The sequence below is a fragment of the [Pseudomonas] carboxydohydrogena genome (assembly GCF_029030725.1).
Taxonomy (GTDB): domain Bacteria; phylum Pseudomonadota; class Alphaproteobacteria; order Rhizobiales; family Xanthobacteraceae; genus Afipia; species Afipia carboxydohydrogena.
The window spans coordinates 906,742-928,861 of sequence record NZ_CP113162.1; the positions used below are offsets into that span (position 1 = coordinate 906,742).

19 protein-coding genes and 1 tRNA gene are annotated in these 22,120 nt (G+C 63.0%); 7 read left to right on the forward strand and 13 right to left on the reverse strand.

Features of this window, described 5'->3' with window-relative positions:
• A complete protein-coding gene (locus AFIC_RS04360) occupies window positions 1-279 on the reverse strand; it encodes a metal/formaldehyde-sensitive transcriptional repressor (protein WP_275247935.1) in 279 nt (92 codons plus the stop codon).
• Between the two features lie 173 nt (window positions 280-452).
• Complete coding sequence (locus tag AFIC_RS04365) at window positions 453-728, reverse strand: metal-sensitive transcriptional regulator (RefSeq protein WP_275248643.1); 276 nt, start codon at window positions 726-728, stop codon at window positions 453-455.
• Window positions 729-773: 45 nt separating this feature from the next.
• Between AFIC_RS04365 and AFIC_RS04370 the strand changes: the two genes are divergently transcribed.
• Complete coding sequence (locus tag AFIC_RS04370) at window positions 774-3,203, forward strand: heavy metal translocating P-type ATPase (protein WP_275247936.1); 2,430 nt, start codon at window positions 774-776, stop codon at window positions 3,201-3,203.
• 307 nt (window positions 3,204-3,510) lie between these two features.
• On the opposite strand, the gene AFIC_RS04375 is transcribed toward AFIC_RS04370, so the two are convergent.
• Entirely contained in the window at window positions 3,511-4,434 is a 924-nt protein-coding gene (locus tag AFIC_RS04375) for a LysR family transcriptional regulator (protein ID WP_009337250.1), read from the reverse strand.
• A gap of 2 nt (window positions 4,435-4,436) precedes the next feature.
• Complete coding sequence (trxB, locus tag AFIC_RS04380) at window positions 4,437-5,402, reverse strand: thioredoxin-disulfide reductase (protein ID WP_275247937.1); 966 nt, start codon at window positions 5,400-5,402, stop codon at window positions 4,437-4,439.
• A gap of 275 nt (window positions 5,403-5,677) precedes the next feature.
• On the opposite strand from trxB, the gene AFIC_RS04385 reads away from it, so the two are divergent.
• Both AFIC_RS04385 and AFIC_RS04390 read left to right on the forward strand, forming a co-directional pair.
• The gene (locus tag AFIC_RS04385; RefSeq protein ID WP_275247938.1) at window positions 5,678-6,151 is read left to right on the forward strand and encodes an Lrp/AsnC family transcriptional regulator; all 474 of its coding nucleotides are present in this window, start codon (window positions 5,678-5,680) and stop codon (window positions 6,149-6,151) included.
• A gap of 8 nt (window positions 6,152-6,159) precedes the next feature.
• Complete coding sequence (locus tag AFIC_RS04390; RefSeq protein WP_275247939.1) at window positions 6,160-6,918, forward strand: sulfite exporter TauE/SafE family protein; 759 nt, start codon at window positions 6,160-6,162, stop codon at window positions 6,916-6,918.
• A 5-nt stretch (window positions 6,919-6,923) separates the two neighbouring features.
• Here AFIC_RS04390 and AFIC_RS04395 read toward each other — a convergent pair whose 3' ends face one another.
• The 6 genes from AFIC_RS04395 to AFIC_RS04420 all read right to left on the reverse strand — a co-directional run bounded on the left by AFIC_RS04395 (window position 6,924) and on the right by AFIC_RS04420 (window position 12,937).
• The gene (locus tag AFIC_RS04395) at window positions 6,924-7,325 is read right to left on the reverse strand and encodes a DoxX family protein (protein ID WP_275247940.1); all 402 of its coding nucleotides are present in this window, start codon (window positions 7,323-7,325) and stop codon (window positions 6,924-6,926) included.
• A 119-nt stretch (window positions 7,326-7,444) separates the two neighbouring features.
• The gene (locus AFIC_RS04400; protein WP_275247941.1) at window positions 7,445-7,822 is read right to left on the reverse strand and encodes a hypothetical protein; all 378 of its coding nucleotides are present in this window, start codon (window positions 7,820-7,822) and stop codon (window positions 7,445-7,447) included.
• Between the two features lie 12 nt (window positions 7,823-7,834).
• The gene (greA, locus tag AFIC_RS04405; protein ID WP_275247942.1) at window positions 7,835-8,311 is read right to left on the reverse strand and encodes a transcription elongation factor GreA; all 477 of its coding nucleotides are present in this window, start codon (window positions 8,309-8,311) and stop codon (window positions 7,835-7,837) included.
• Window positions 8,312-8,458: 147 nt separating this feature from the next.
• Entirely contained in the window at window positions 8,459-11,788 is a 3,330-nt protein-coding gene (carB, locus tag AFIC_RS04410; protein WP_275247943.1) for a carbamoyl-phosphate synthase large subunit, read from the reverse strand.
• Window positions 11,789-12,070: 282 nt separating this feature from the next.
• Window positions 12,071-12,147 (reverse strand) — tRNA-OTHER (locus AFIC_RS04415).
• A gap of 100 nt (window positions 12,148-12,247) precedes the next feature.
• A complete protein-coding gene (locus AFIC_RS04420) occupies window positions 12,248-12,937 on the reverse strand; it encodes a class I SAM-dependent methyltransferase (protein WP_275247944.1) in 690 nt (229 codons plus the stop codon).
• Between the two features lie 128 nt (window positions 12,938-13,065).
• Here AFIC_RS04420 and AFIC_RS04425 point away from each other — a divergent pair, with 128 nt between their 5' ends.
• A complete protein-coding gene (locus AFIC_RS04425; protein ID WP_275247945.1) occupies window positions 13,066-13,590 on the forward strand; it encodes a Dps family protein in 525 nt (174 codons plus the stop codon).
• Between the two features lie 67 nt (window positions 13,591-13,657).
• Here the strand turns inward: AFIC_RS04425 and carA are convergent, their stop codons facing one another.
• Window positions 13,658-14,848: a glutamine-hydrolyzing carbamoyl-phosphate synthase small subunit gene (gene carA / locus AFIC_RS04430; RefSeq protein WP_275247946.1), complete on the reverse strand. Its 1,191-nt coding sequence runs from the start codon at window positions 14,846-14,848 to the stop codon at window positions 13,658-13,660.
• 182 nt (window positions 14,849-15,030) lie between these two features.
• Between carA and AFIC_RS04435 the strand changes: the two genes are divergently transcribed.
• Window positions 15,031-15,486, forward strand: coding sequence for a GatB/YqeY domain-containing protein (locus tag AFIC_RS04435; protein ID WP_275247947.1), 456 nt, complete (start codon window positions 15,031-15,033; stop codon window positions 15,484-15,486).
• A gap of 15 nt (window positions 15,487-15,501) precedes the next feature.
• Here the strand turns inward: AFIC_RS04435 and AFIC_RS04440 are convergent, their stop codons facing one another.
• Both AFIC_RS04440 and AFIC_RS04445 read right to left on the reverse strand, forming a co-directional pair.
• A complete protein-coding gene (locus AFIC_RS04440) occupies window positions 15,502-16,302 on the reverse strand; it encodes an N-formylglutamate amidohydrolase (RefSeq protein WP_275247948.1) in 801 nt (266 codons plus the stop codon).
• Between the two features lie 10 nt (window positions 16,303-16,312).
• Window positions 16,313-17,500 carry an MFS transporter gene (locus tag AFIC_RS04445; protein ID WP_275247949.1) on the reverse strand — a complete coding sequence of 396 codons (1,188 nt, stop codon included), beginning with the start codon at window positions 17,498-17,500 and terminating at the stop codon, window positions 16,313-16,315.
• 172 nt (window positions 17,501-17,672) lie between these two features.
• On the opposite strand from AFIC_RS04445, the gene dnaG reads away from it, so the two are divergent.
• Together dnaG and rpoD are read left to right on the forward strand one after the other, a co-directional pair.
• A complete protein-coding gene (gene dnaG, locus AFIC_RS04450) occupies window positions 17,673-19,667 on the forward strand; it encodes a DNA primase (protein WP_275247950.1) in 1,995 nt (664 codons plus the stop codon).
• Window positions 19,668-19,989: 322 nt separating this feature from the next.
• Window positions 19,990-22,119 carry an RNA polymerase sigma factor RpoD gene (rpoD, locus tag AFIC_RS04455; RefSeq protein ID WP_275247951.1) on the forward strand — a complete coding sequence of 710 codons (2,130 nt, stop codon included), beginning with the start codon at window positions 19,990-19,992 and terminating at the stop codon, window positions 22,117-22,119.
• The last annotated feature ends 1 nt before the right edge of the window (window position 22,120 follow it).

Here is a 22,120-nt window from a genome sequence, read left to right on the forward strand (position 1 = left end):
TCATTTCAGGTAGGTTCGCACGACATCAATCAGATCGGCCGCGCCTTTGGCCTTTTCCGGGTCCTTCTCGTGGGCGGGATCGACGACGTGGTGGCGGATGTGGTCTTCGAGCAGTTCCGACGTGAGGCCGGTCACCGCGCCGCGCACGGAAGCGACCAGCATCAGGACATCGGCACATCCGATTTCGGCTTCCAGCGCCCGCTCCACGGCTTCAAGCTGGCCCTTGATGCGTCTGACGCGGCCCAGAAGTCTGGATTTGTTTTTGACGGTGTGAGACATGCCTTTAGCATAGGGGGGTACCCTATATTAATCAAGAGACATAAGCCCTCCGCGGCTGACGAGGTCAGGAAAATCGGTTGAGTGTCTCCATGCGGGCGGGCGGCGCGGGTCCGGATTGCGTAATCTTCGACGCGATCGGTGCCGCTTCTCACGCCTGGCGGCTTGATCACGGCTCAGCGGTCGGCGCGGCTGACCACGTCCATCAGTTCGGCAATCTTCTTGCGCTGGTCGGCCTTGTCGCCCGAGCGGATCGCATGCTCCACGCAATGCGCGACGTGATCGCGCAGGATTTCCTCCTCGACACGGCGCAAGGCGGCGCGCGCGGCGGCGATCTGCGTCACGACGTCGATGCAGTAACGGTCGGCCTCGATCATCTCGATGAGGCCGCGCACCTGACCCTCGATGCGTTTCAGCCGTTTCCGGCAGGATGACTTGATCTCGTCTCTCATCTGGTTCATATACCCCATAGGGGTATCAAGATCAAGGCGGGTGCGATGAGTGGCGAAGCGGGCAAGACATCAAGCTGCTGTGGCGGTCACGGCTCCGGCGCTCACGACGTGAAAGCGCTCCCGCCTGCCGCGCATTCCCATCAGGCGCACGGCTCCTGTTGCCACGGGGCGGCCACGGACGAAGCGCCGGTCGCGATCGATCCGGTCTGCGGCATGAAGGTCGATCCGCGTACCCCGAAGGGCGGACGCTTTGCCTACAAGGGCACCGAATACGTGTTCTGCGGCCAGCGCTGCCACGACCGTTTTAAGGCGGACCCGGAAAAATTCCTTGCGCCGAAACAACCCGAGCCGGAAGCCGCGCCCGGCACGATCTACACCTGCCCGATGCATCTCGAGGTGCGTCAGATCGGCCCCGGCACCTGCCCGAAATGCGGCATGGCGCTGGAGCCGGAAACCGTTTCGCTCGACGACAAGCCCGATCCCGAACTGATCGACATGCGCCGCCGTTTCTGGATCGCGCTCGCTCTCACCGTGCCGGTGTTCGTGATCGAGATGGGCGGACATTTGTTCGGGCGGCATCTGGTGCCGCCGTCAGTGGCGAACTGGCTGTCGCTGGCGCTCGCAACCCCTGTGGTGCTGTGGGCGGGCGCGCCGTTCTTCGTGCGCGGCTGGCGTTCGGTCGTGACGTGGAATTTGAACATGTTCACGCTGATCGCGATGGGCACCGGCATCGCCTATCTCTACAGCGTCGCGGCGGTGCTTGTGCCGCAGGCATTCCCGGAAGCATTCCGCGACATGCATGGCGGCGTCGCGGTGTATTTTGAATCCGCGATGGTGATCGTGACGCTGGTGCTGCTCGGGCAGGTGCTGGAATTGCGCGCCCGCGAGAAGACCTCCGGCGCGATCCGCGCGCTGCTGTCGCTCGCCCCAAAAATTGCGCGCCGCATCAAGGATGGAGCCGAGGAAGACATCGCGCTCGATATGGTCGCGGTCGGTGACCTGTTGCGGGTGCGCCCCGGCGAGACGGTGCCGGTGGACGGTACGGTGAAAGAGGGCCGCTCCGCCGTCGATGAATCGATGGTGACCGGCGAATCGATGCCCGTGACCAAGAGCGATGGCGCGCAACTGATCGGCGGCACGCTGAACCAGAGCGGCGGACTTGTGATGGTCGCCGACAAGGTCGGGCGCGACACCGTGCTGTCGCGCATCGTCGATCTCGTCGCCAAGGCGCAGCGCTCGCGCGCGCCGGTGCAGCGGCTGGCGGATTATGTCGCGGGCTGGTTCGTGCCCGCCGTGGTGACGGCGGCGGTGCTCGCTTTTGCGGCGTGGGCGATGTTCGGCCCCGAGCCGCGTTACTCCTTCGCGCTTCTCGCCGCTGTGACGGTGCTGATCATCGCCTGTCCTTGCGCGCTCGGCCTCGCCACGCCGATGTCGATCATGGTCGGCATCGGGCGCGGCGCGCGCTCCGGCATTCTGGTGCGCGATGCCGATGCGCTGGAGCGCATGGAGAAAATCGACACCTTCGTGATCGACAAGACCGGCACGCTGACGCAAGGCAAGCCGGATGTCGTCGCGATCGAGACTACGGAGAATTTCAGCCAGAACGAACTGCTGCGTCTCGCGGCCAGTGTCGAACAGGCCAGCGAGCATCCGCTGGCTACGGCCATCGTCGCGGCGGCGGAGCGGCGGCAACTGGCGCGCGGCAAGGTCGAGGATTTCGACTCGCCCGCCGGCAAGGGCGCGAGCGGCCGTGTCGAAGGCAAGACCGTCGCGCTCGGCAACGCGGCGCTGATGCGGGACATGAAGCTCGACACTTCAATGCTCGATGACGCCGCGCGGAAGCAGCGCGAACAGGGCGCGACGGCGATCTATGCCGCCGTCGATGGCGTCGTGCGCGGCATCATCGCCATCGCCGACCCGATCAAGGACAGCGCGCGGCCCGCGCTCGACAGGTTGCGGGCTGCGGGGCTGAAGATCGTGATGCTGACGGGCGACAACATCGCCACCGCGCGCGCGGTCGCAGCGCAACTCGGCATCACCGAGGTCGAGGCCGATGTGCTGCCCGAACACAAGAGCGAAGCGGTGCAGCGGTTGCAGAAGCAGGGCCGCCGCGTCGCGATGGTCGGCGATGGTGTCAATGACGCGCCCGCGCTGGCGGCCGCCGATGTCGGCATCGCGATGGGCGGTGGTACCGATGCGGCAATCGAGAGCGCGGGCATCACGCTGCTGCGCGGCGACCTGATGGGCCTCGTGCAAGCGCGGGCGTTGTCGGTGGCGACGATGCGCAACATCCGCCAGAATCTGGCGTTCGCCTTCCTCTATAATGCGGCGGGCGTGCCGATCGCGGCTGGTATTTTGTATCCGGCTTTCGGCCTGCTGCTGTCACCCGCGATTGGCGCCGCGGCCATGGCGCTGTCATCGGTGAGCGTGATCGGAAACGCCCTGCGGCTGGCGCGGCTGCAGCTCTCCGCGTGACGCGACTTACGCCATGGTGAAGGCGGGGCGAACGGAATACCTGAAACGAAAAAAGCCGGGCTAAAAGCCCGGCTTGTTAGTCGACAGCCTTGAGAGGCCGATACGATCATCTTTCCTTCCGCTTTCACGGCTTGAAAGATTCCGGTGCAAGGGTCCGCAGGAGGAGGGGACAGGAAGCAGACCACCGCATCGGATGAAAAGAGTATCGTATCGAGCGGCGATGTATCGCAACAGCGGGTTTGGAATGTCAGTCATGCGCAAGATGCGTGCGACATTCTTGCGTGCGACATTTTGCATACATCTCTGGCTATGACGGCCAGCGCTGCGCCTTGCTGACGATGAAATCGCGGAATACCTGGACGCGCGCCACCGACTTCAACTCTTCGGGATAGACGAAATACGCATCGAGTTGAATCGAATCGTCCTCACCGAACAGTTGCAGCAGCCGGTTGGCCTCGTCGATGAGGTAATCCGGCAGCGCGGCAATGCCGATGCCCTGCTGGCAGGCGCGAACCAGGCCAAGCACGTTATTGACCTTGAAGAACGGCTCGCGCGGCCCAGCGCCGTTACGCCCGGCCTCGATCAGCCAGTTCCTGTTCTGTAGGTGCGGCGGCAGGTTCTGCGCGTTGAGCACGATCAAGCGGTGATTGTCGAGTTCCTCCAGCGTGCGCGGCGTGCCGAATTTCTTGGCGTAGTCCGGCGAGCAGTAGGCATGGAAGCCGATTGAAAACAATTTCCGCTGAATGAGATCGGGCTGCGTCGGCTTGCGGGTGCGCAGCGCGACGTCGGCTTCGCGCATCGAGAGGTCGAGTTCCTCGTCGGTCAGCGTCAGGGCCAGCCGGATTTCCGGATAGAGCGAGGTGAATTCGGTCAGCCGCGGTACCAGCCAGTTGATGCCGAGACCGGGCGAGGTCGTCACCTTCAGTTCCCCGCTCGGCCGCTCGCGGCTGTCGGTCAATTTCGCGCGCGCCGCCTGTAACTGCATGAAGACATCATGCGCGGTGCGGAACAAAAGGTCGCCCTGTTCGGTGAGGATCAGGCCGCGGGCATGGCGGTGAAACAGCGACACCGACAATTCCTGCTCCAGCGCGCTAACCTGGCGCGAGACCGCCGATTGCGACAGCCCGAGCTGCTCGCCCGCATGGGTGAAACTACCGGCCTCGGCCGCGGCGTGGAACACCTTCAGCTTGTCCCAGTCCATATCGGTCAGTCCGTCGTGAGATCGGGCCATGATTACTCCGCTGCGGCGCGTTCGCTCGCACGGGCGGCGAGGAAGCGTTCGGTTTCGAGCGCGGCCATACAGCCCATGCCGGCGGCCGTCACGGCCTGCCGGTAATGTTCATCGGCGACGTCTCCGGCGGCGAACACGCCGGGCACGGAGGTCGCGGTGGAATGCGGGGCGATCTCGATATAGCCCGAGGGCTTCAGCTTGAGCTGACCCTGCACGAGTTCGGTCGCGGGCGCGTGCCCGATCGCGATGAACACGCCATCGGCGGCCTGTTCGGTGATTGCGCCGGTCTTGAGGTTGCGCAGGCGCACATGCGTGACCTTGCAGGGGTTCTGTTCGCCCGCGATCTCCGCGATTTCGCTGTCCCACACCACCTTGATCTTGGGGTGCTTGAACAGGCGGTCCTGCAAGATGCGTTCGGCGCGCAGGCTGTCGCGGCGATGAACCAGCGTCACCGAGGAGGCGAAGTTGGTCAGGAACAGCGCTTCCTCGACGGCGGTGTTGCCGCCGCCGACCACGATGACCTCCTTGTTGCGGTAAAAGAAGCCGTCGCAGGTGGCGCAGGCCGAGACGCCGAAGCCCTTGAAGGTCTCCTCGGAGGGAATGCTGAGCCAGCGCGCCTGTGCGCCGGTTGCGAGGATCACGGCTTCCGCGAGATAGACGTCGCCGGAATCGCAGGTGATGCGGAACGGCGACTGCCCAAGCTCGAGCTTGTTGACGTGGTCGGTCACGATCTTCGCGCCGACATGGGTCGCCTGCTTTTCCATCTCCGTCATCAGCCAGGGACCCTGGATGACGTCGGAGAAGCCCGGATAGTTTTCCACGTCGGTGGTGATGGTGAGCTGGCCGCCGGGCTGGATGCCCTGGATCAGGACAGGCTCGAGCATCGCACGCGCAGCATAAATTGCTGCGGTGTAACCTGCCGGGCCGGACCCGATGATGACGACTTTGGCGTGGAGTGGACCGGCCATGGGATGACCCTTCGATTTGACCTTGAGGACGAAGCGCCCTTTGGCAAACCGGTGGCAAATCGGTGAAAATCAGAGAGAATTTGCCACCACCGCGGCGCTTATAGTCTGGTCGGGACAATGTAGGCTTTCCTGCGAGCTATGCAAGATTTGCAACCCCCCGTCGGCAATTTTCCCCAAGCCAGCAGGTCTTAGAACCCGCGCAATAAAATTGCGCAACGGCGGAGAGCCCGCTACAAGCTCGAATTGTTGCGCCGCGAACAGGAGCCGGGGAGCCCGTGACCAAACAACTCGACGCCATCGACCTCAAGATCCTGCACGAATTGCAGGAGGACGGGCGCATCACCAATGTGGAACTGGCCAAGCGCGTCGGCATCTCGCCGCCGCCCTGCCTGCGGCGTGTCCGGGCGCTGGAAGACGAAGGCTACATCAACGGTTATCGCGGGCTGCTTGATCCCAAGGCGCTGGGCTTCGACGTCACGGTGTTCGCCGCCGTACATCTGTCGAGCCAGGCCGACGCGGATCTGCGCGCGTTCGAGGCGTTCGTGAACGCCCAGCCGATCGTGCGCGAATGCTGGATGCTGTCGGGCGAGACCGATTTCATCCTCAAATGCGTCGCCTCCGACATGGCGGCCTTTCAGGATTTCGTGACGCACCTTACCGCCGCGCCGCATGTGCAGAACGTGCGCACCTCGCTGGTGCTGCACAATTCCAAATACGCGCCCGCCGTGCCGCTGGAATTGAAAGTCTGAATGCGCACATGAGCGCTACGGATTTTCTGCTGCTCGCCGGAGGAGGCTTTCTCGCCGGTATCGTCAACTCCATCGCCGGCGGCGGCACGTTCCTGTCCTTCGCGGCGATGATTGCCTGCGGGCTGAATGCGCTGGAAGCCAACGCCACCAGCGCGGTGGCGATCACGCCGTCCAACCTCGCGACCGTCGCGGCCTACCGCAACGAGGTGAAATCGCACTGGCGCGAGTTCATTCCGTTCGCGGTGATCGGCGTGATCGGCGGCGCGGTCGGGGCATGGCTCCTGATCTGGCTCGGCAATGCGGGCTTCAGGCCGCTGGTGCCGTGGCTGTTGTTATTCGCGACGCTGCTGTTCGCCTTCAGCGGGCCGATCCGGAGGTTTGTCGAGCCGTGGTCGGTGCGCGCGGAGACCGGCGTGCGCATCGCGGCCTACTTGCTGATGGTGGTGGTGTCGATCTATGGCGGCTTCTTCGGCGCGGGCATCGGATTCGTCATCCTCGCGGCGCTGCTCATTCTCGAGGGCGGCGACTATCACAAGGCCAATGCGATCCGCATCACCATCGCCTTTCTCATTCAGGCGGTGGCGGCGGTGCTCTTGATTTTCGGCGGGCTGGTACACTGGCCGCATGCGATCGTGACGATGATCGCGGCCTCGATCGGGGGCTATTGCGGCGTCGGCTGGGCGCGAATGCTGCCGGATAAAATAGTCCGCGCCGTGGTGGTGGCCATCGGCGCGGCTTTGACTGTGATCTTCTTTATCAGGCCGTAAGGCGGTCAGGCCCTGCCACGCGCGGCGTCCACGCTCCACGGGCCGGGGCCGGCGGCGAAGATGTACAGGTACACGAAGCAATAGAGCACCGCGAGTTCGCCGCCGTTCAAAACCGGGAAGAAGCTCTTGGAGGCGTGGACCATGAAATAGGCCACCGCCGTGAAGCCGCAGAGGATGAAGGCGGCGGGGCGCGTGAACAGCCCGATCACCATCAGCGTGCCGCCGATCAGTTCGATCAGGCCGCCGATGCCCATCAGCGATCCGATCTGGACATTGGCGAACTGCCCCACCGTCGGAAAATGCAAAATCTTCGCCGTTCCGTGCTGAAGGATTTCAAGTCCGGCGATGAAGCGCAGGACGCTGAGAACCTGCGGCTGCCAGGGTGCGAGTGCGCGGTCGATGCTCATATGTCCCCCTTTGTGAAGATGACGATGCTTGATCGTATCGCATGGCGCGATTCGGGACCAAGCCGTCGCCGAACAAAAATATGTGCGAGGCACGTGATGCCTGCGGCATATTGGCGGGCCTACGGGGTTTTGTCGTTACTTTTGCCGGGCTGCGGTTCGTCCTGAATGCAACGGATCTCCGTGGGCTGGCAGGCGGGACCAATGTTTGAGCAGACCGGTTTGTCCTCGACGCTGGCGCGCGTGCAACTCACGCAACCATCGGTCCAGCGCAGGCATTGCGGCGGCCCCGTATGAACCGATGTTTCTTGCGGCTCGGACGATTGCGTTTGCGCAGGCCCGTCCGGCGGCAACGGCAGCAGATCGTTGGCGTTCGCGTCGGTTGCCCCGAACAGGACGATCAACGCCAGCATCGCTCCATGAAAACGCTGCATGTCGCCTCGCCCTCTGCCAACAAAAATGGCCGGACAAGCATCCGGCCATTCGTCAGATAAATCCATAGTCGCGCGAAATTACTTCCAGTCCACCTTCGCGACCTCGTAGGCCTTGGCGCCGCCGGGAGCGACGACCTCGACGGAGGTGCCCTTCTTCTTGCCGATCAGCGCGCGCGCGAGCGGAGAGGTGATCGAGATGCGACCCTTCTTGGCGTCGGCCTCGGTCTCGCCGACGATCTGGTAGACGACCTTCTTCTCGGTGTCCTCGTCGATCAGCGTCACGGTCGCGCCGAACTTGATGGTATCGCCCGACAGTTTCGACACGTCGATGATGTCGGCGCGCGCGAGCTTGTCCTCCAGCTCGGCGATGCGGCCCTCGTTATGCGACTGCGCTTCCTTCGCCGCGTGATATTCGGCGTTCTCGGACAGATCGCCATGCGAGCGGGCTTCCGCGATCGCCTCGATGATGCGCGGGCGCTCCACCGACTGGCGCTGCTTCAGTTCGTCTTCGAGAGCCGTAATACCGGCGGCGGTGATTGGAAGCTTCTCAACCATGTCGTCTATTCCTCGATTCATGTCCGGCTCAAACCGAACCTGAAAAACTGTCTGCTGGGCCGTTTCCGGCCGAACTGAAAAGAACTTGCACGGGAGACACTGGTTCCGGCGCAGTTCTGGCGATCCGCCCGGAGGCGGCGTCAGACCTCAAAGATCGGAAAAATAGCCCTGCAAGGTGCGGACCTCGAGGTCTCCGCCCAGATAGGCGCGGATGCCCTGCGTGGCCGCCACGGCACCTGAAAGTGTGGTGTAGTAGGGCACTTTATGCAAGAGGGCAGCGCGACGCAGAGATCGGCTGTCCGCCAGCGCCTGCGGGCCTTCCGTGGTGTTGAACACCAGTTGCACCTCGCCATTGGTGATGGCGTCCACGATATGCGGGCGGCCTTCCAGCACCTTGTTGACCTTGTCGGCGGCGACGCCGTGATCGGCGAGGTAACGCTGTGTGCCGGAGGTCGCGATCACCTTGAAACCCAGTTTCGTCAGGATGCGAGCGGGCTCCAGGATACGCTCCTTGTCGCTTTCGCGCACCGAGATGAACACCACACCGGTGCGCGGCACGCGGGTGCCGCCCCCCAACTGGCTTTTGGCGAAGGCGATCGGGAACGAGCGGTCGATGCCCATCACCTCGCCGGTCGATTTCATTTCCGGGCCAAGAACGGTATCGACGCCGGGGAAGCGCGCGAACGGGAACACCGATTCCTTGACGCCGACATGGTCGAGCCTCGATGGCTTCAGCTTGAAGGTGGCGAGCTTCTCGCCCGCCATCACGCGCGCGGCGATCTTGGCGACCGGCAGGCCCACGACCTTGGCAACGAACGGCACCGTGCGCGAGGCGCGCGGATTGACCTCGAGGACGTAAATCTCGCCGTCCTTGATGGCGTACTGCACGTTCATCAGGCCAACGACATCGAGGCCGAGCGCGAGTTCGCGGGTCTGGCGTTCGAGTTCGGCGATGGTCGCGGCATCGAGCGAATGCGGCGGCAGCGAGCAGGCCGAGTCGCCCGAGTGAATGCCGGCTTCCTCGATGTGCTCCATGATGCCGACGACGAACGTATCCTTGCCGTCGCACAGGCAATCGACATCGACTTCGGTGGCGTCCGACAGATAACGGTCGAACAGCAGCGGGTTCTTGCCGAGCACGGTGTTGATCTGGCCGGTCTTGTCGTTCGGATAGCGCGCCTTGACGTCGGCGGGCACGAGTTCGGGCAGCGTGCCGAGCAGATAATCACCGAGTTGCGACTCTTCGCGGATGATCTGCATCGCGCGGCCGCCGAGTACGTAAGAGGGACGCACCACCAGCGGTAGGCCGAGTTCGGCCGCCACAAGCCGCGCCTGCTCAACCGAATAGGCGATGCCGTTCTTCGGCTGTTTCAGCCGCAATTTGTCGAGCACGCGCTTGAAGCGGTCGCGGTCCTCGGCGAGATCGATGGCATCCGGCGAGGTGCCGAGGATCGGCACGTTCGCATCCTCCAGCGCACGCGCGAGCTTGAGCGGGGTCTGGCCGCCGAATTGCACGATGACGCCGTGCAGCGTGCCGTTGCTGCGTTCGGTGTCGATGATCTCCAGCACGTCTTCGGCGGTCAGCGGCTCGAAGTAGAGGCGGTCCGCGGTGTCGTAGTCGGTCGAGACCGTCTCCGGATTGCAGTTGACCATGATGGTCTCATAGCCCGCGTCATGCAGCGCGAAGCAGGCGTGACAGCAGCAATAGTCGAACTCGATGCCCTGACCGATTCTGTTCGGTCCGCCGCCGAGGATCACGACCTTGTTCTTGTCGGAGGGGTCGCTCTCATCCGCGACCTTGCCCGCGAACGGCGCCTCGTAGGTCGAATACATGTAGGCGGTCGGCGAGGCGAATTCGGCCGCGCAGGTATCGATGCGCTTGAAGGCAGGGCGCACGCCGAGCGCGCGCCGCGCCGCCTTGACCTCGGCTTCGGTGGAGTTGGCGAGGACCGCGAGACGGGCGTCGGAGAAGCCCATGGCCTTCAGCGAGCGCATCGCAAATTCATTCTGCGGCAGGCCGTGATCGCGCACCTTCTGCTCGGTCTCGACGATACCGCGCATCTGCGCGAGGAACCACGGGTCGATCTTGCAGGAGTTGAAGATCTCCTCGTCCGTCCAGCCGAGCCGCATTGCCTGCGCCACCTGCAAGATGCGGTTCGGCGTCGGCGTGCCAAGCGCGGCGCGGATCGCGTTCTTGTCGTCGTCCTGACCGAGGCCGTCGATCTCGATTTCGTCGAGGCCGGTTAATCCGGTCTCAAGCCCGCGCAGCGCCTTCTGCAAGGACTCCTGGAAGGTGCGGCCGATCGCCATCACTTCGCCGACCGACTTCATCGAGGTGGTCAGCGTGGTCGATGCGCCGGGGAATTTCTCGAACGCGAAGCGCGGAATTTTCGTAATGACGTAGTCGATGGTCGGCTCGAACGAGGCCGGGGTCGCGCCGCCGGTGATGTCGTTGGCAATCTCGTCCAGCGTGTAGCCGACCGCGAGTTTGGCTGCGACCTTCGCGATCGGAAAGCCGGTGGCTTTCGAGGCCAATGCGGAGGAGCGCGACACGCGCGGGTTCATTTCGATCACGACCATGCGGCCGTCGGCGGGGTTGACGCCGAACTGCACGTTGGAGCCGCCGGTCTCGACGCCGATCTCGCGCAACACCGCCAGCGAGGCGTCGCGCATGATCTGATATTCCTTGTCGGTCAGCGTCAGCGCCGGTGCGACGGTGATCGAGTCGCCGGTGTGCACGCCCATCGGATCGAGATTCTCGATCGAGCAGACGATGATGCAGTTGTCCTTCTTGTCGCGGACAACCTCCATCTCGAATTCCTTCCACCCGAGCACCGATTCCTCGATCAGCACTTCGTTGGTGGGCGAGGCGTCGATGCCGCGCTCGACGATCTCGATGAATTCGGCCTTGGTGTAGGCGATGCCGCCGCCGGTGCCGCCCATGGTGAAGGAGGGGCGGATGATCGCGGGCAGGCCGATCTCTTCCAGCGCGCGCAGCGCGTCGGGCAGCGTCTTGGTCTGGATCGAGCGGGGCGATTCGAGGCCGATCTTGTCCATGGCCTCGCGGAAGCGTCCGCGATCCTCGGCCTTGTCGATGGCGTCGGCGGTCGCGCCGATCATCTCGACGTCGAATTTGTCGAGCGTGCCCTGCTTGCGCAAGCTGAGCGCGCAGTTCAGCGCGGTCTGACCGCCCATGGTTGGCAGCAGCGCAAAGCCGCCGGGCTTCACGTGGCGTTCCTTCTCGATGATCCTGGCGACGATTTCCGGCGTGATCGGCTCGATGTAGGTGGCATCTGCCAGATCCGGGTCGGTCATGATGGTCGCCGGATTGGAGTTCACCAGAACGACCCGGTAGCCCTCTTCCTTCAGCGCCTTCACCGCCTGGGTGCCGGAATAGTCGAATTCGCAGGCCTGGCCGATCACGATGGGGCCAGCGCCGATGATGAGGATCGTCGAGATGTCTGTACGTTTGGGCATTAAGTCTCGCAGGCAGGAAGGCCGGCCGGAATGTCGGCATAAAAAAAGGGCGCGCAGCCGCGCGTCCCTTGAGCCAAGAGCGCGATTTTCGCGCGCGGGGTGTCTTTAGACCAGAATCCGGTGTGGTGGAAGGGTTTAAACGCCTCCATCAACCGTCAATTTGGGGCATTTGGAGCCAATTTCCGCGCTTTCCAGCGGTCGCTGACTCTCGCCTTCGGGGCGGGGGGCACGCAGGCCGTCGCTGCCAAAAGCAGGGACGGCATCGGTCGAGGGAAGGAAGATTGGAGGCCCGGCCTGGATTTGAACCAGGATAAAAAGCTTTGCACAGCTCCCGCGTAAGACGTTTCCGCCACCGGGCCACGCACATCCTAGACGCGACAGAATGACCCTGTCACAGCGAGATGCGAAACAGGGTTAACGGGGCGGGGCACGATTAGGTCGTGAAACGACGGATCGGCGCTATTTGCGCCTTGCGATGAAGGTCTTGCGGGCGGAATTGGTGCCGACGTTCTTCGCCGCCAGCGCCGCGATGAAGCCCGCGTCCCCGAGTTTGTGAAGCATGTCCTCGGTGCCGTAGCAGCGCAGGCCGAGTTTGCTTCGGAGTGAGCGGTAATCAGATAGCGCCATGCGGGTGACGCCGGTGATGGCGTCGATCAGGAAGCCCTTCTTCGCGGCGAACCGTAAAAGCGCGACCGCATCGGTCACGGCGCCGACATCGGGATCGAGGATGTCGCCGAGCACGAAGCGGCCTTCCGGCTTCAGAAGGCGGCGGATCTGCGCGAAGGCGGCATCGAGTTCGCCGGGCGTCATGTACTGGGCGACCGAAATCATCACGACGAGATCGAGCGAGGCGTCCGGCAGTGCTGCCAGATCGTCGAGCGACCGCGCTTCGATATTGGGGATGGCGGCAAACCGCTCCGCGAGACGCTCGCGCACGCTCGGCGCGGGTTCGGCGAGGATCAGGCGTTTGCACTTCGCCGCGACGCGCGCGGCCGATAGCGCCTCGCCACAGGAATAGTCCAGCACGGTTGCCTCGGGCGAGGAGATGTAACCGGCGATGTCCTTGGCGATGAGAGCGAAATGAGCCTGCCGGTGGGCATCGCTCACATAAATAGAAGGTGCGGAATCATAGAAATCGATCCAGGCCATGAACTTCCGGTGATGGTTTCAGACAGGTGTTCCGGGGCCGGAACAGGCACCTATATTGTGAGTTGATAGTCGTCGAGCGGGATTTTTCCCGGCCGCATAACTCACTCCTACTAGCAGGAAGGTCCGTCGTGAGCAAAACCAAGAACTCCGTGGTGTCTGAGCTGGATACCCCAACCGATCTGCAACAGGCAGCAGTCGACAAGATTGCGGCGGCGGTGAATGCGCTGCTGGCCGACGTCTTCGCGCTTTACCTCAAGACCAAGAATTTTCACTGGCACATGAGCGGGCGGCATTTCCGCGATTATCATTTGATGCTGGACGAGCAGTCCGATCAGATTTTCGCCACCACCGATCAGTTGGCCGAGCGCATCCGCAAGCTCGGCGGCAATACGCTGCGCTCGATCGGCCAGATCGCTAAATTGCAGTCCATCAAGGACAACGATGAGGATTACGTGCCGCCGCGCGAAATGCTGCGCGAGCTGATGAACGACAACAAGCATCTGGCGGCGGAGATGCGCAAGGCGCACGAGGTCGCCGACAAGGGCGGCGACGTCGCGACCACGAGCATCCTCGAAAACTTCATCGATGAAGCGGAGCGCCGGACCTGGTTCCTGTTCGAGGCCACCCGTCAGGAAGGCGGCAACGAGGCGTAAGGTTGCCCGGGAAATAGCAAAAGCGCCATCTTTTCACCCTCTCCCGCAAGGGGAGAGGGTGAGGAGATTAAGCCCGCTTCTTGGCCCGCATCAGGTCCGCGAAACGCGTGAACAGGTAGTGCGAGTCGCGCGGGCCGGGCGATGCTTCGGGGTGGTACTGCACCGAGAACACCGGCTTGTCTTTCAGCGCGATGCCGCAATTGGAATTGTCGAACAGCGAATAGTGGGTCTGCTCGACGCTCGATGGCAGCGTGGTCTTGTCCACCGCGAAGCCGTGATTCATCGAGGTGATCTCGACCTTACCGGTGGTGAGGTCCATCACCGGATGGTTCGCGCCGTGGTGGCCCTGATGCATCTTCACGGTCTTGCCGCCGACGGCGAGGCCGAGCATCTGGTGCCCGAGACAAATGCCGAAGGTCGGCACGCCGCTGTCGATGATCTTCCTGATCACCGGCACGGCATATTCGCCGGTCGCCGCCGGATCGCCGGGGCCGTTGGAGAGAAAGATGCCATCGGGCTTCATCGCGAGAATGTCTTCAGCGGGAGTCTTCGCGGTGACGACCGTCACCTTGCAGCCTTCGCCCGCGAGCAGGCGCAGGATGTTGCGCTTGATGCCGTAATCGATGGCGACGACATGGAATTCCGGCTTGTCCTGACGGCCGAAGCCCTTGCCCCAGTGCCAGTCGGTCTCGTCCCAGTCGAAGCGCTGCGCGCTCGTCACCATCGGCACGAGGTCCATGCCCTCCAGCCCCGGCCACGCGGCGGCTTCCTTCTTGAGGGCCGCGAGATCGAATGTGCCGCTCTTGCTGTGGGCGATCACCGCGTTCGGCATGCCCTTCTGGCGGATCAACGCCGTCAGCGCGCGGGTGTCGATCCCGGCGAGGCCGATGATGCCGCGCGCGGAGAGCCAGTTGTCGAGATGGCGGGAGGCGCGGTAGTTCGACGGTTCGGTGATCGAGGCACGCAGGATCGCGCCGCGCGCGCCCGTCGTCGCCGCCATGTTCACCGTTTCGATGTCTTCGTCGTTGGCGCCGACATTGCCGATGTGCGGGAAGGTGAAGGTGATGAGCTGTCCGGCATAGGAAGGATCGGTGAGGATCTCCTCGTAGCCGGTCATCGCGGTGTTGAAGCAGACCTCACCGACGGCGGAGCCCTCCGCGCCGAGGCCGAAGCCCTCCAGCACGGTGCCATCGGCAAGCACGAGCAGCGCGGTCGGTTTTCTGTCCGGCCAGGCGGGGGAATTGTCATTTGTTGTCATAAGCCCATGACATAACGCGGGTGCCGCAGCGCGTCAAAGGGCAAAGAGCCACCTTCCATGCGCTTTCCTCATGTTTGCCGCCCGCACCCCGCGTTCAATGCAGAGAGCGGTTGTCCGAGGGCGAAAAACCCCGTAAATCCAACGCGAATTTGATGGCGCCTATATGCCCCGGGAGATTGACCATGCTGCGCGACGACATCGGCAACGCTGTGAAAGAGGCGATGAAGGCCAAGGCGGAGCGGAAGCTCTCCACGCTGCGGATGGTGAATTCGGCGATCAAGAACGCCGATATCGAGGCGCGCGGGCAGGGCAAGCCGCCTTTGTCCGACGAGGACATCCTGGGTCTGCTGCAGAAGATGATCAAGCAGCGTCAGGAATCGGTCGAGCTTTACGACAAGGGCGGCCGCGCGGAACTCGCGGCGCAAGAGCGTGAGGAAATCGCGGTGATCTCCGCCTATCTTCCAAAACAAATGTCGGACGACGAAGTGAAGGCTGCCATCGCCGCCACCATCAAGGACACCGGTGCGGCCGGCATGAAGGACATGGGCAAGGTGATCGGCGCGCTGAAGGCCAAGTACGCCGGGCAGATGGATTTCGGCAAAGCGAGCGGTCTCGTGAAGGCTGCGCTGACGGGCTAGTTTTTCGCTTAACGGTCAGCGCTTCACCAGCCCCTGCGCCAGCAGGCGGCCTTCGATCTCGTGAACGATGCGCGTCAGCCGCTCGGCCCATTCGATCTGTCCTGCTTCCTCGGCGATCAGGTCCTGCCGGATTTCGAGGCCGGAATTAATGAGCTTCCGCCGTTCGCCGTGTACGGGAATGGTGTAGTCGGTCGCATCGCTCACCGCATAAGGCTCGTTATCTCCGACGATGAAATGGCCCTCCGCGCGCAATAGCTTGAGCAATAGTGGCGGCAGGCCGTGACCGTTCTGATAGAGCGTGCCGACATGCCACGGGCGGGCGACACCGGCATAGACCGGCGTGAACGAATGCAGCGACAACAGAATGGTCGGCTGCTTTTTCTCGGCGCGTTGGTCGAGCACTTGCGCGATGCGCGCATGATACGGCGTGAAAATCTCTCGCCTGCGTGCGGCGACATCATCGAAGTCCAGGCCGTCATTGCCGGGAATGTGGGTTGCCTCGCTGATGAGCGGGATGGAGCCTGGACTTTCGAACGGCCGGTTGCAGTCGATCACGAGGCGCGAGTATCGCTGCGCGATCAGATGCGCGCCGATTGCTTGCGCAAGTCGCGTGGCGACGCCTGCAATTCCGATATCGCAGGCGATATGCCGCTCAAGATCGCTCGCGTTGAGACCAAGTTGCCGAAGGCGCTCAGGAATGCGTTTGCCGTAATGATCGCAGGTGAGGAGAAAAGGAGACGAACTCTCGGGATTGTCTTCCCGAACCGGCGGGATTTCGTCAGCATCGAGCAGGGGATGTGAAACGGGCGAATGCATTGGTCCCTCCTCAGGCGCGCTTGCGCCGGAATAGTTCCCCCAAAAACAGTATAAGCGTAATCGCAGGAAAGCACAGGCCGATCATCGCCACGTTGGCATGGCCGCCATGGCTCACCGCCCATCCGCTGAGCGCGGACCCGATGGCGCCGCCAAGAAAGAACAGTGCGATATAAAGAGCATTGACGCGACTGCGTATCTCTGCGTCGAGCGAATAAATGGCGCGTTGTCCCGCCAGCATGTTCATCTGTACTCCTGCGTCGAGAATGATGCCCGCGAGAACCCATAACGTCAGAGACGAGCCGCTGACCCAGACCAACACAAAGCCGATGGCCACCATGACAATGGCCGCGATGGTCAGCGCATCGCCATGTCCCTTGTCGGCGAGGCGGCCCGCGACCGGAGCTACGAAAGCGCCCGCCGCCCCACTCAAAAGAAAAAGGGAAAGTGCGATATGACTTAATGAAAACGGTGGTTGCAGCAGGATCAACGGCGCAGCGGTCCAGAACAGCGAGAACGCCCCATACATCATGCCCTGATAGGCGGTGCGGCGCTGCAACTCGGGAGTGTCGCGCAGCAGCGACCACATTGAGCTGAGCAGCTTCCCATAGGTAAGCATGTGATCCGGCTGCCTGCGCGGCAGTGTGAATGACAGCATCGCAACCACGACCAGCATGGCGATGGCGGAAGCGGCATAAACGCCGCGCCAGCCGATAAGGCCCGCGACCAGCGTCGAGACGGGCCGTGCCAGCAGGATGCCGAACAATAGGCCGCTCATCACCGTGCCGACGATCTGGCCGCGCTTGTGCTCGGGCGCGAGGTGCGCCGCGACCGGAAGGATCATCTGCGTTGCAGTGGCAGTTACGCCAAGTATGAGCGAGGCCGCGATGAAGACCGATGCATTGGGTGCAATCGATGAGATCAGAAGGCTGGCCACGACGGCGCCGAGCGCGGTGAGGATCAGCCTCTTGTTTTCGAGAAGATCCCCCAGTGGCGCGAGAAAAATCAGGCCGAGTACGTAGCCAATCTGGATCATCGTCACGATCAGGCCAGATGCGGCAATGTCGAGATGAAAGTCTTCGCTAATGGGGCCGATCAGAGGCTGTGCGTAGTAAATATTGGCGACATTGACGCCGCAGGCGATGGCAAGCGAGAGGATAATCCAGAATCCGGGATCGCTCGTTTCCGAGGTCTTGTTCATCAAAAGCTTTCAGAAGAGCCGGGAGGACGCGTTCGATAGGCTGTTAGAGCGGGGCATGCCAGTGAAAAGCCTGTGAATAGCGGCGACAAAGCCGGTGGCGGACATCCGGTTTTGGGAAAAGCCTGCGGCGTCCTATATTCATGGCAGGTTGGCTTCAGGCTTCCGGAATTCGATGCGTTTTACGCCCCAATTTCTCGATGAGATACGCGCCCGGCTTCCGGTTTCGGACGTCGTGGGCAAGCGTGTGAAACTCACCAAGGCGGGGCGTGAGTGGAAGGGGCTGTCGCCGTTCAACAAGGAAAAGACGGCTTCGTTTTTCGTCAATGACGAGAAAGAATCATGGTTCGATTTTTCGTCCGGTAAAAACGGCGACATCATTAAATTCGTAATGGAAACTGAAGGCGTCGGTTTTCCGGAGGCGGTCGAGCGTCTGGCGGGAATGGCAGGCCTTGCGCTGCCCGCGGTGACGCCGGATGCCGCGCGGCACGAGCAGCGCCGCCGCACGCTGTATGACGTGATGGAGTTGGCCTCGAAGTTCTTCGCGGAGACTTTGGCCTCGCGCGTTGGTGCGAAAGCACGTGGCTATCTCGCGGACCGTTCGATCTCGCCCGCGACGCAATTGCAGTTTCGCATGGGTTATGCGCCGGGCGAGCGTTTCGCACTGAAGGAGCATCTGGGTTCGCAGGGCGTGTCGGTCGATGACATGGTGGAAGCGGGCTTGCTGATCGCGGGCGACGACATTCCGGTGCCGTACGATCGTTTCCGCGATCGCGTGATGTTTCCGATCACCGATCCGCGGGGGCGCATCATCGCGTTCGGCGGCCGTGCGCTGGAAAAGGACGTGCCCGCCAAGTATCTCAACTCGCCGGAAACGCCGCTCTTCCACAAGGGCGACAACCTCTACAATCAGGCGATGGCGCGGCAGGCGGCGCATGACGGTGCACAAATCGTCGTCGCCGAAGGCTATGTCGATGTCATCGCGCTTGTCGGCGCTGGCTTTGCCGCTGCCGTGGCGCCGCTCGGGACCGCGCTCACCGAAAACCAGCTCGCGCTGTTGTGGAAGATGGCCGACGAGCCGCTGCTGTGTTTCGATGGCGACGGCGCGGGCCAGCGCGCGGCGTTGCGCGCGGCGGACTTGGCGCTGCCTCACCTCAAACCCGGCAAGAGCCTGCGTTTCGCGATGATGCCGGAAGGGCAAGATCCCGACGATCTTGCGCGCACCGGCGGCCGTGCCGCGCTCGACGAAGTGTTTGCCGGCGCGCGCCCGCTTGCCGACATGGTTTGGACACGCGCGACCGAGGGCGGTGCGTTCGCAACGCCTGAACGCCGCGCGGCGCTGGAGGCGAAACTGAACGACCTCACCAACGGCATCCGCGACGAGACCGTGCGGCGCTACTATCGGCAGGATTTTTCCGAGCGCCTGCGCCGGATGTTCGCGCCCGAGGCTGTTGCGTCCGGCGGCTACGGCGGGGCGCGGGGCGGCTTCCGCGGCGAATCAGTCCGGCGTTTTCCCGGCCGGGGTGGTTTCGGCGCGGGTTCCGCTGCGCGGCCGGGCAGCCGGACCAATCTATCCACAGCCGCGCTGGGGTGGGGGCCGTATCAGGCCGCGAGCCCACAACTTGCCAACTCGCCCTTGATCCGGGGCCAGCGCAGCGCGCTGTCGCGTCGCGAGGCGCTGATCCTGCAATCGCTCTTGAACCATCCATGGCTGTTGCACGATCACCTTGAGGAGATCGGTAGCCTCGAGCTGGCGCATCCTGAAGCGATCAAATTGCGCGCCGGGATCATCGCGGCGTTCGCCACTTATGGCGTGGCGGAGGATCCGGAGGCCGAGCGTGCGCGGATCGTGGCGTGGTTGCAAAAGAACAATTATTCCGAGCAAATTCAACGGGTTGAAAGCGCTCTGACCACCCGCGATGTGTGGGGCGCGCAGGCCGGTGCCGCGCGCGAGGATGTTTTGTCGACCTGGCAGCAACTCATTGCCTTGCATCGGCAATCCCACGCCCTACTTAGGGAGTTGAAAGACGCGGAGCAGGCGGTCGGGCACGACAACACCGAGGCGAATAACGCTTGGCTGCGGGATGTCAAAGCAAGACTCGCGGCGGCGGACGGGATTGAGGCGCTGATCGAAGGCTTCGGGGAATCCTCCGGCCGGTTCCGCGCCTGACAGGGCAGGAATTGCGTTGGCGGCGGACTTTGCGGATTCCGCGAAAAAGACTCGCCAAAACGAGGATTTACCCGCAAATACAGGGTTAATCGAAGATTAACGGCCTCCGGGGCAAAACGGTGGCCAGATCGTGGACAGGTCGTCACAGACAGGTCACGGCAGGGCAGGCCCGAGGATGATGCAGAGGGTGGTGCAGGTGCGCCACCTTTTCCGTGTCGGACCGTTGACCTGATCGGCGCGGGTGTCATGCCCGGCGCGATCGACAATTCGAATTCCGCGCAAGCGAGCCTTGCGCGCGGCGTGCGTTTCAGGAGCGACAAGAATGGCCACCAAGGCGAAGACGGTAGCGGTCAAGGACAAGGACAAAGAAGCCAAGACCACTGACGCTCCCGAGAAGGATTCCGCCGACGCGCCGTCGCCGTTGCTCGATCTCTCGGATGCCGCCGTCAAGAAGATGATCAAGCAGGCGAAGAAGCGCGGCTTCGTCACCTTCGACCAGCTCAACGAAGTACTGCCCTCCGACCAGACCTCGCCGGAGCAGATCGAGGACATCATGGCGATGCTCTCGGACATGGGCATCAACGTCTCCGAGGCCGACGATGCCAACGACGAGGATGAGGAGAAGGACGATTCCGACGACGACACCGACAACGAGCTTGTCGAGGTCACGTCCAAGGCCGTCACCGAAACCAAGAAGTCGGAGCCGGGCGAGCGCACCGACGACCCCGTGCGCATGTATCTGCGCGAGATGGGCACCGTCGAGCTTCTGTCGCGCGAGGGCGAAATCGCCATCGCCAAGCGCATCGAGGCCGGACGCGAGGCGATGATCGCGGGTCTGTGCGAAAGCCCGCTGACCTTCCAGGCCATCATCATCTGGCGCGACGAACTCAACGAAGGAAAGATCTTCCTTCGCGACATCATCGATCTTGAAGCGACCTATGCCGGCCCCGAGGGCAAGAACGGCGTCAACCCCGCGATGATCGCGGGCCCGACCGGTCCCGACGGCCAGCCGACCGCCGCCGTGGTCAACGGCGATGGTACCGTGCAGGTGATTGCGGCCCAGCAGGCCGCGCCGGCGCAGACCGCGCCGCAGACCGCGACTCCATTCCGTCCCGCGCCTGCCGCGGGCGATGACGCCGCGGCACCCGAAAGTGACGGCGACGAGGACGACGAGTTCGAGAACCAGATGTCGCTCGCCGCGATCGAGGCCGAACTCAAGCCGCGCGTGGTCGAGACCTTCGACAAGATCGCATCCGAATACAAGAAGCTGCGCCGCCTGCAGGAACAGGACATCGCCAACCAGTTGCAGAGCGAGTCGCTGTCTCCGTCGCAGGAGCGCAAATACAAGAAGCTGAAGGACGAGATCATCGTCGAGGTGAAGTCGCTGCGCCTCAATCAGGCGCGCATCGATTCACTCGTCGAGCAGCTTTACGACATCAACAAGCGCCTCGTGTCGTACGAAGGCCGCCTGTTCCGTCTCGGCGATTCCCACGGCGTCGGCCGCGAGGACTTCCTGAAGAACTACGTCGGCTCCGAGCTTGATCCGCGCTGGCTCAACCGTGTGTCGAAACTCGCCGCCAAGGGCTGGAAGAATTTCGTCGCGCACGAGAAGGACAAGATCAAGGACCTGCGCCACGAGATCCAGCAGCTTGCCGCGCTGACCGGCCTCGAGATCGGCGAATTCCGCAAGATCGTGCTCGGCGTGCAGAAGGGCGAGCGCGAGGCGCGGCAGGCGAAGAAGGAAATGGTGGAGGCGAACCTCCGCCTCGTCATCTCCATTGCCAAGAAATACACCAACCGCGGTCTGCAATTCCTCGACCTCATTCAGGAAGGCAACATCGGCCTGATGAAGGCGGTCGATAAATTCGAATATCGCCGCGGCTACAAGTTCTCGACCTACGCGACGTGGTGGATTCGTCAGGCTATCACCCGTTCGATCGCGGATCAGGCGCGCACAATTCGTATCCCCGTGCACATGATCGAGACGATCAACAAGATCGTCCGTACCTCGCGCCAGATGCTGAACGAGATCGGCCGCGAGCCGACGCCGGAAGAGCTCGCCGAAAAGCTCGGCATGCCGCTGGAGAAGGTGCGCAAGGTTCTCAAGATCGCCAAGGAGCCCTTGTCGCTGGAAACCCCGGTGGGCGACGAGGAAGATTCGCACCTCGGCGATTTCATCGAGGACAAGAACGCGATCCTGCCGATCGACGCGGCGATCCAGTCGAACCTGCGCGAGACCACGACGCGCGTGCTGGCCTCGCTCACGCCGCGCGAGGAGCGCGTGCTGCGCATGCGCTTCGGCATCGGCATGAACACCGACCACACGCTGGAAGAAGTCGGACAGCAGTTCTCGGTGACGCGCGAACGTATCCGCCAGATCGAGGCGAAGGCGCTGCGCAAGCTGAAGCATCCGAGCCGGAGCCGGAAGCTGCGGAGCTTCCTCGACAACTAAG

Coding starts and splice junctions, on each gene's coding strand:
- AFIC_RS04360 (WP_275247935.1), bottom strand. CDS start 279: ATGTCTCACACCGTCAAAAACAAATCCAGACTTCTGGGCCGCGTCAGA.
- AFIC_RS04365 (WP_275248643.1), bottom strand. CDS start 728: ATGAGAGACGAGATCAAGTCATCCTGCCGGAAACGGCTGAAACGCATC.
- AFIC_RS04370 (WP_275247936.1), top strand. CDS start 774: ATGAGTGGCGAAGCGGGCAAGACATCAAGCTGCTGTGGCGGTCACGGC.
- AFIC_RS04375 (WP_009337250.1), bottom strand. CDS start 4,434: ATGGCCCGATCTCACGACGGACTGACCGATATGGACTGGGACAAGCTG.
- trxB (WP_275247937.1), bottom strand. CDS start 5,402: ATGGCCGGTCCACTCCACGCCAAAGTCGTCATCATCGGGTCCGGCCCG.
- AFIC_RS04390 (WP_275247939.1), top strand. CDS start 6,160: ATGAGCGCTACGGATTTTCTGCTGCTCGCCGGAGGAGGCTTTCTCGCC.
- AFIC_RS04395 (WP_275247940.1), bottom strand. CDS start 7,325: ATGAGCATCGACCGCGCACTCGCACCCTGGCAGCCGCAGGTTCTCAGC.
- AFIC_RS04400 (WP_275247941.1), bottom strand. CDS start 7,822: ATGGATTTATCTGACGAATGGCCGGATGCTTGTCCGGCCATTTTTGTT.
- greA (WP_275247942.1), bottom strand. CDS start 8,311: ATGGTTGAGAAGCTTCCAATCACCGCCGCCGGTATTACGGCTCTCGAA.
- carB (WP_275247943.1), bottom strand. CDS start 11,788: ATGCCCAAACGTACAGACATCTCGACGATCCTCATCATCGGCGCTGGC.
- AFIC_RS04420 (WP_275247944.1), bottom strand. CDS start 12,937: ATGGCCTGGATCGATTTCTATGATTCCGCACCTTCTATTTATGTGAGC.
- carA (WP_275247946.1), bottom strand. CDS start 14,848: ATGACAACAAATGACAATTCCCCCGCCTGGCCGGACAGAAAACCGACC.
- AFIC_RS04435 (WP_275247947.1), top strand. CDS start 15,031: ATGCTGCGCGACGACATCGGCAACGCTGTGAAAGAGGCGATGAAGGCC.
- AFIC_RS04440 (WP_275247948.1), bottom strand. CDS start 16,302: ATGCATTCGCCCGTTTCACATCCCCTGCTCGATGCTGACGAAATCCCG.
- AFIC_RS04445 (WP_275247949.1), bottom strand. CDS start 17,500: ATGAACAAGACCTCGGAAACGAGCGATCCCGGATTCTGGATTATCCTC.
- dnaG (WP_275247950.1), top strand. CDS start 17,673: ATGCGTTTTACGCCCCAATTTCTCGATGAGATACGCGCCCGGCTTCCG.
- rpoD (WP_275247951.1), top strand. CDS start 19,990: ATGGCCACCAAGGCGAAGACGGTAGCGGTCAAGGACAAGGACAAAGAA.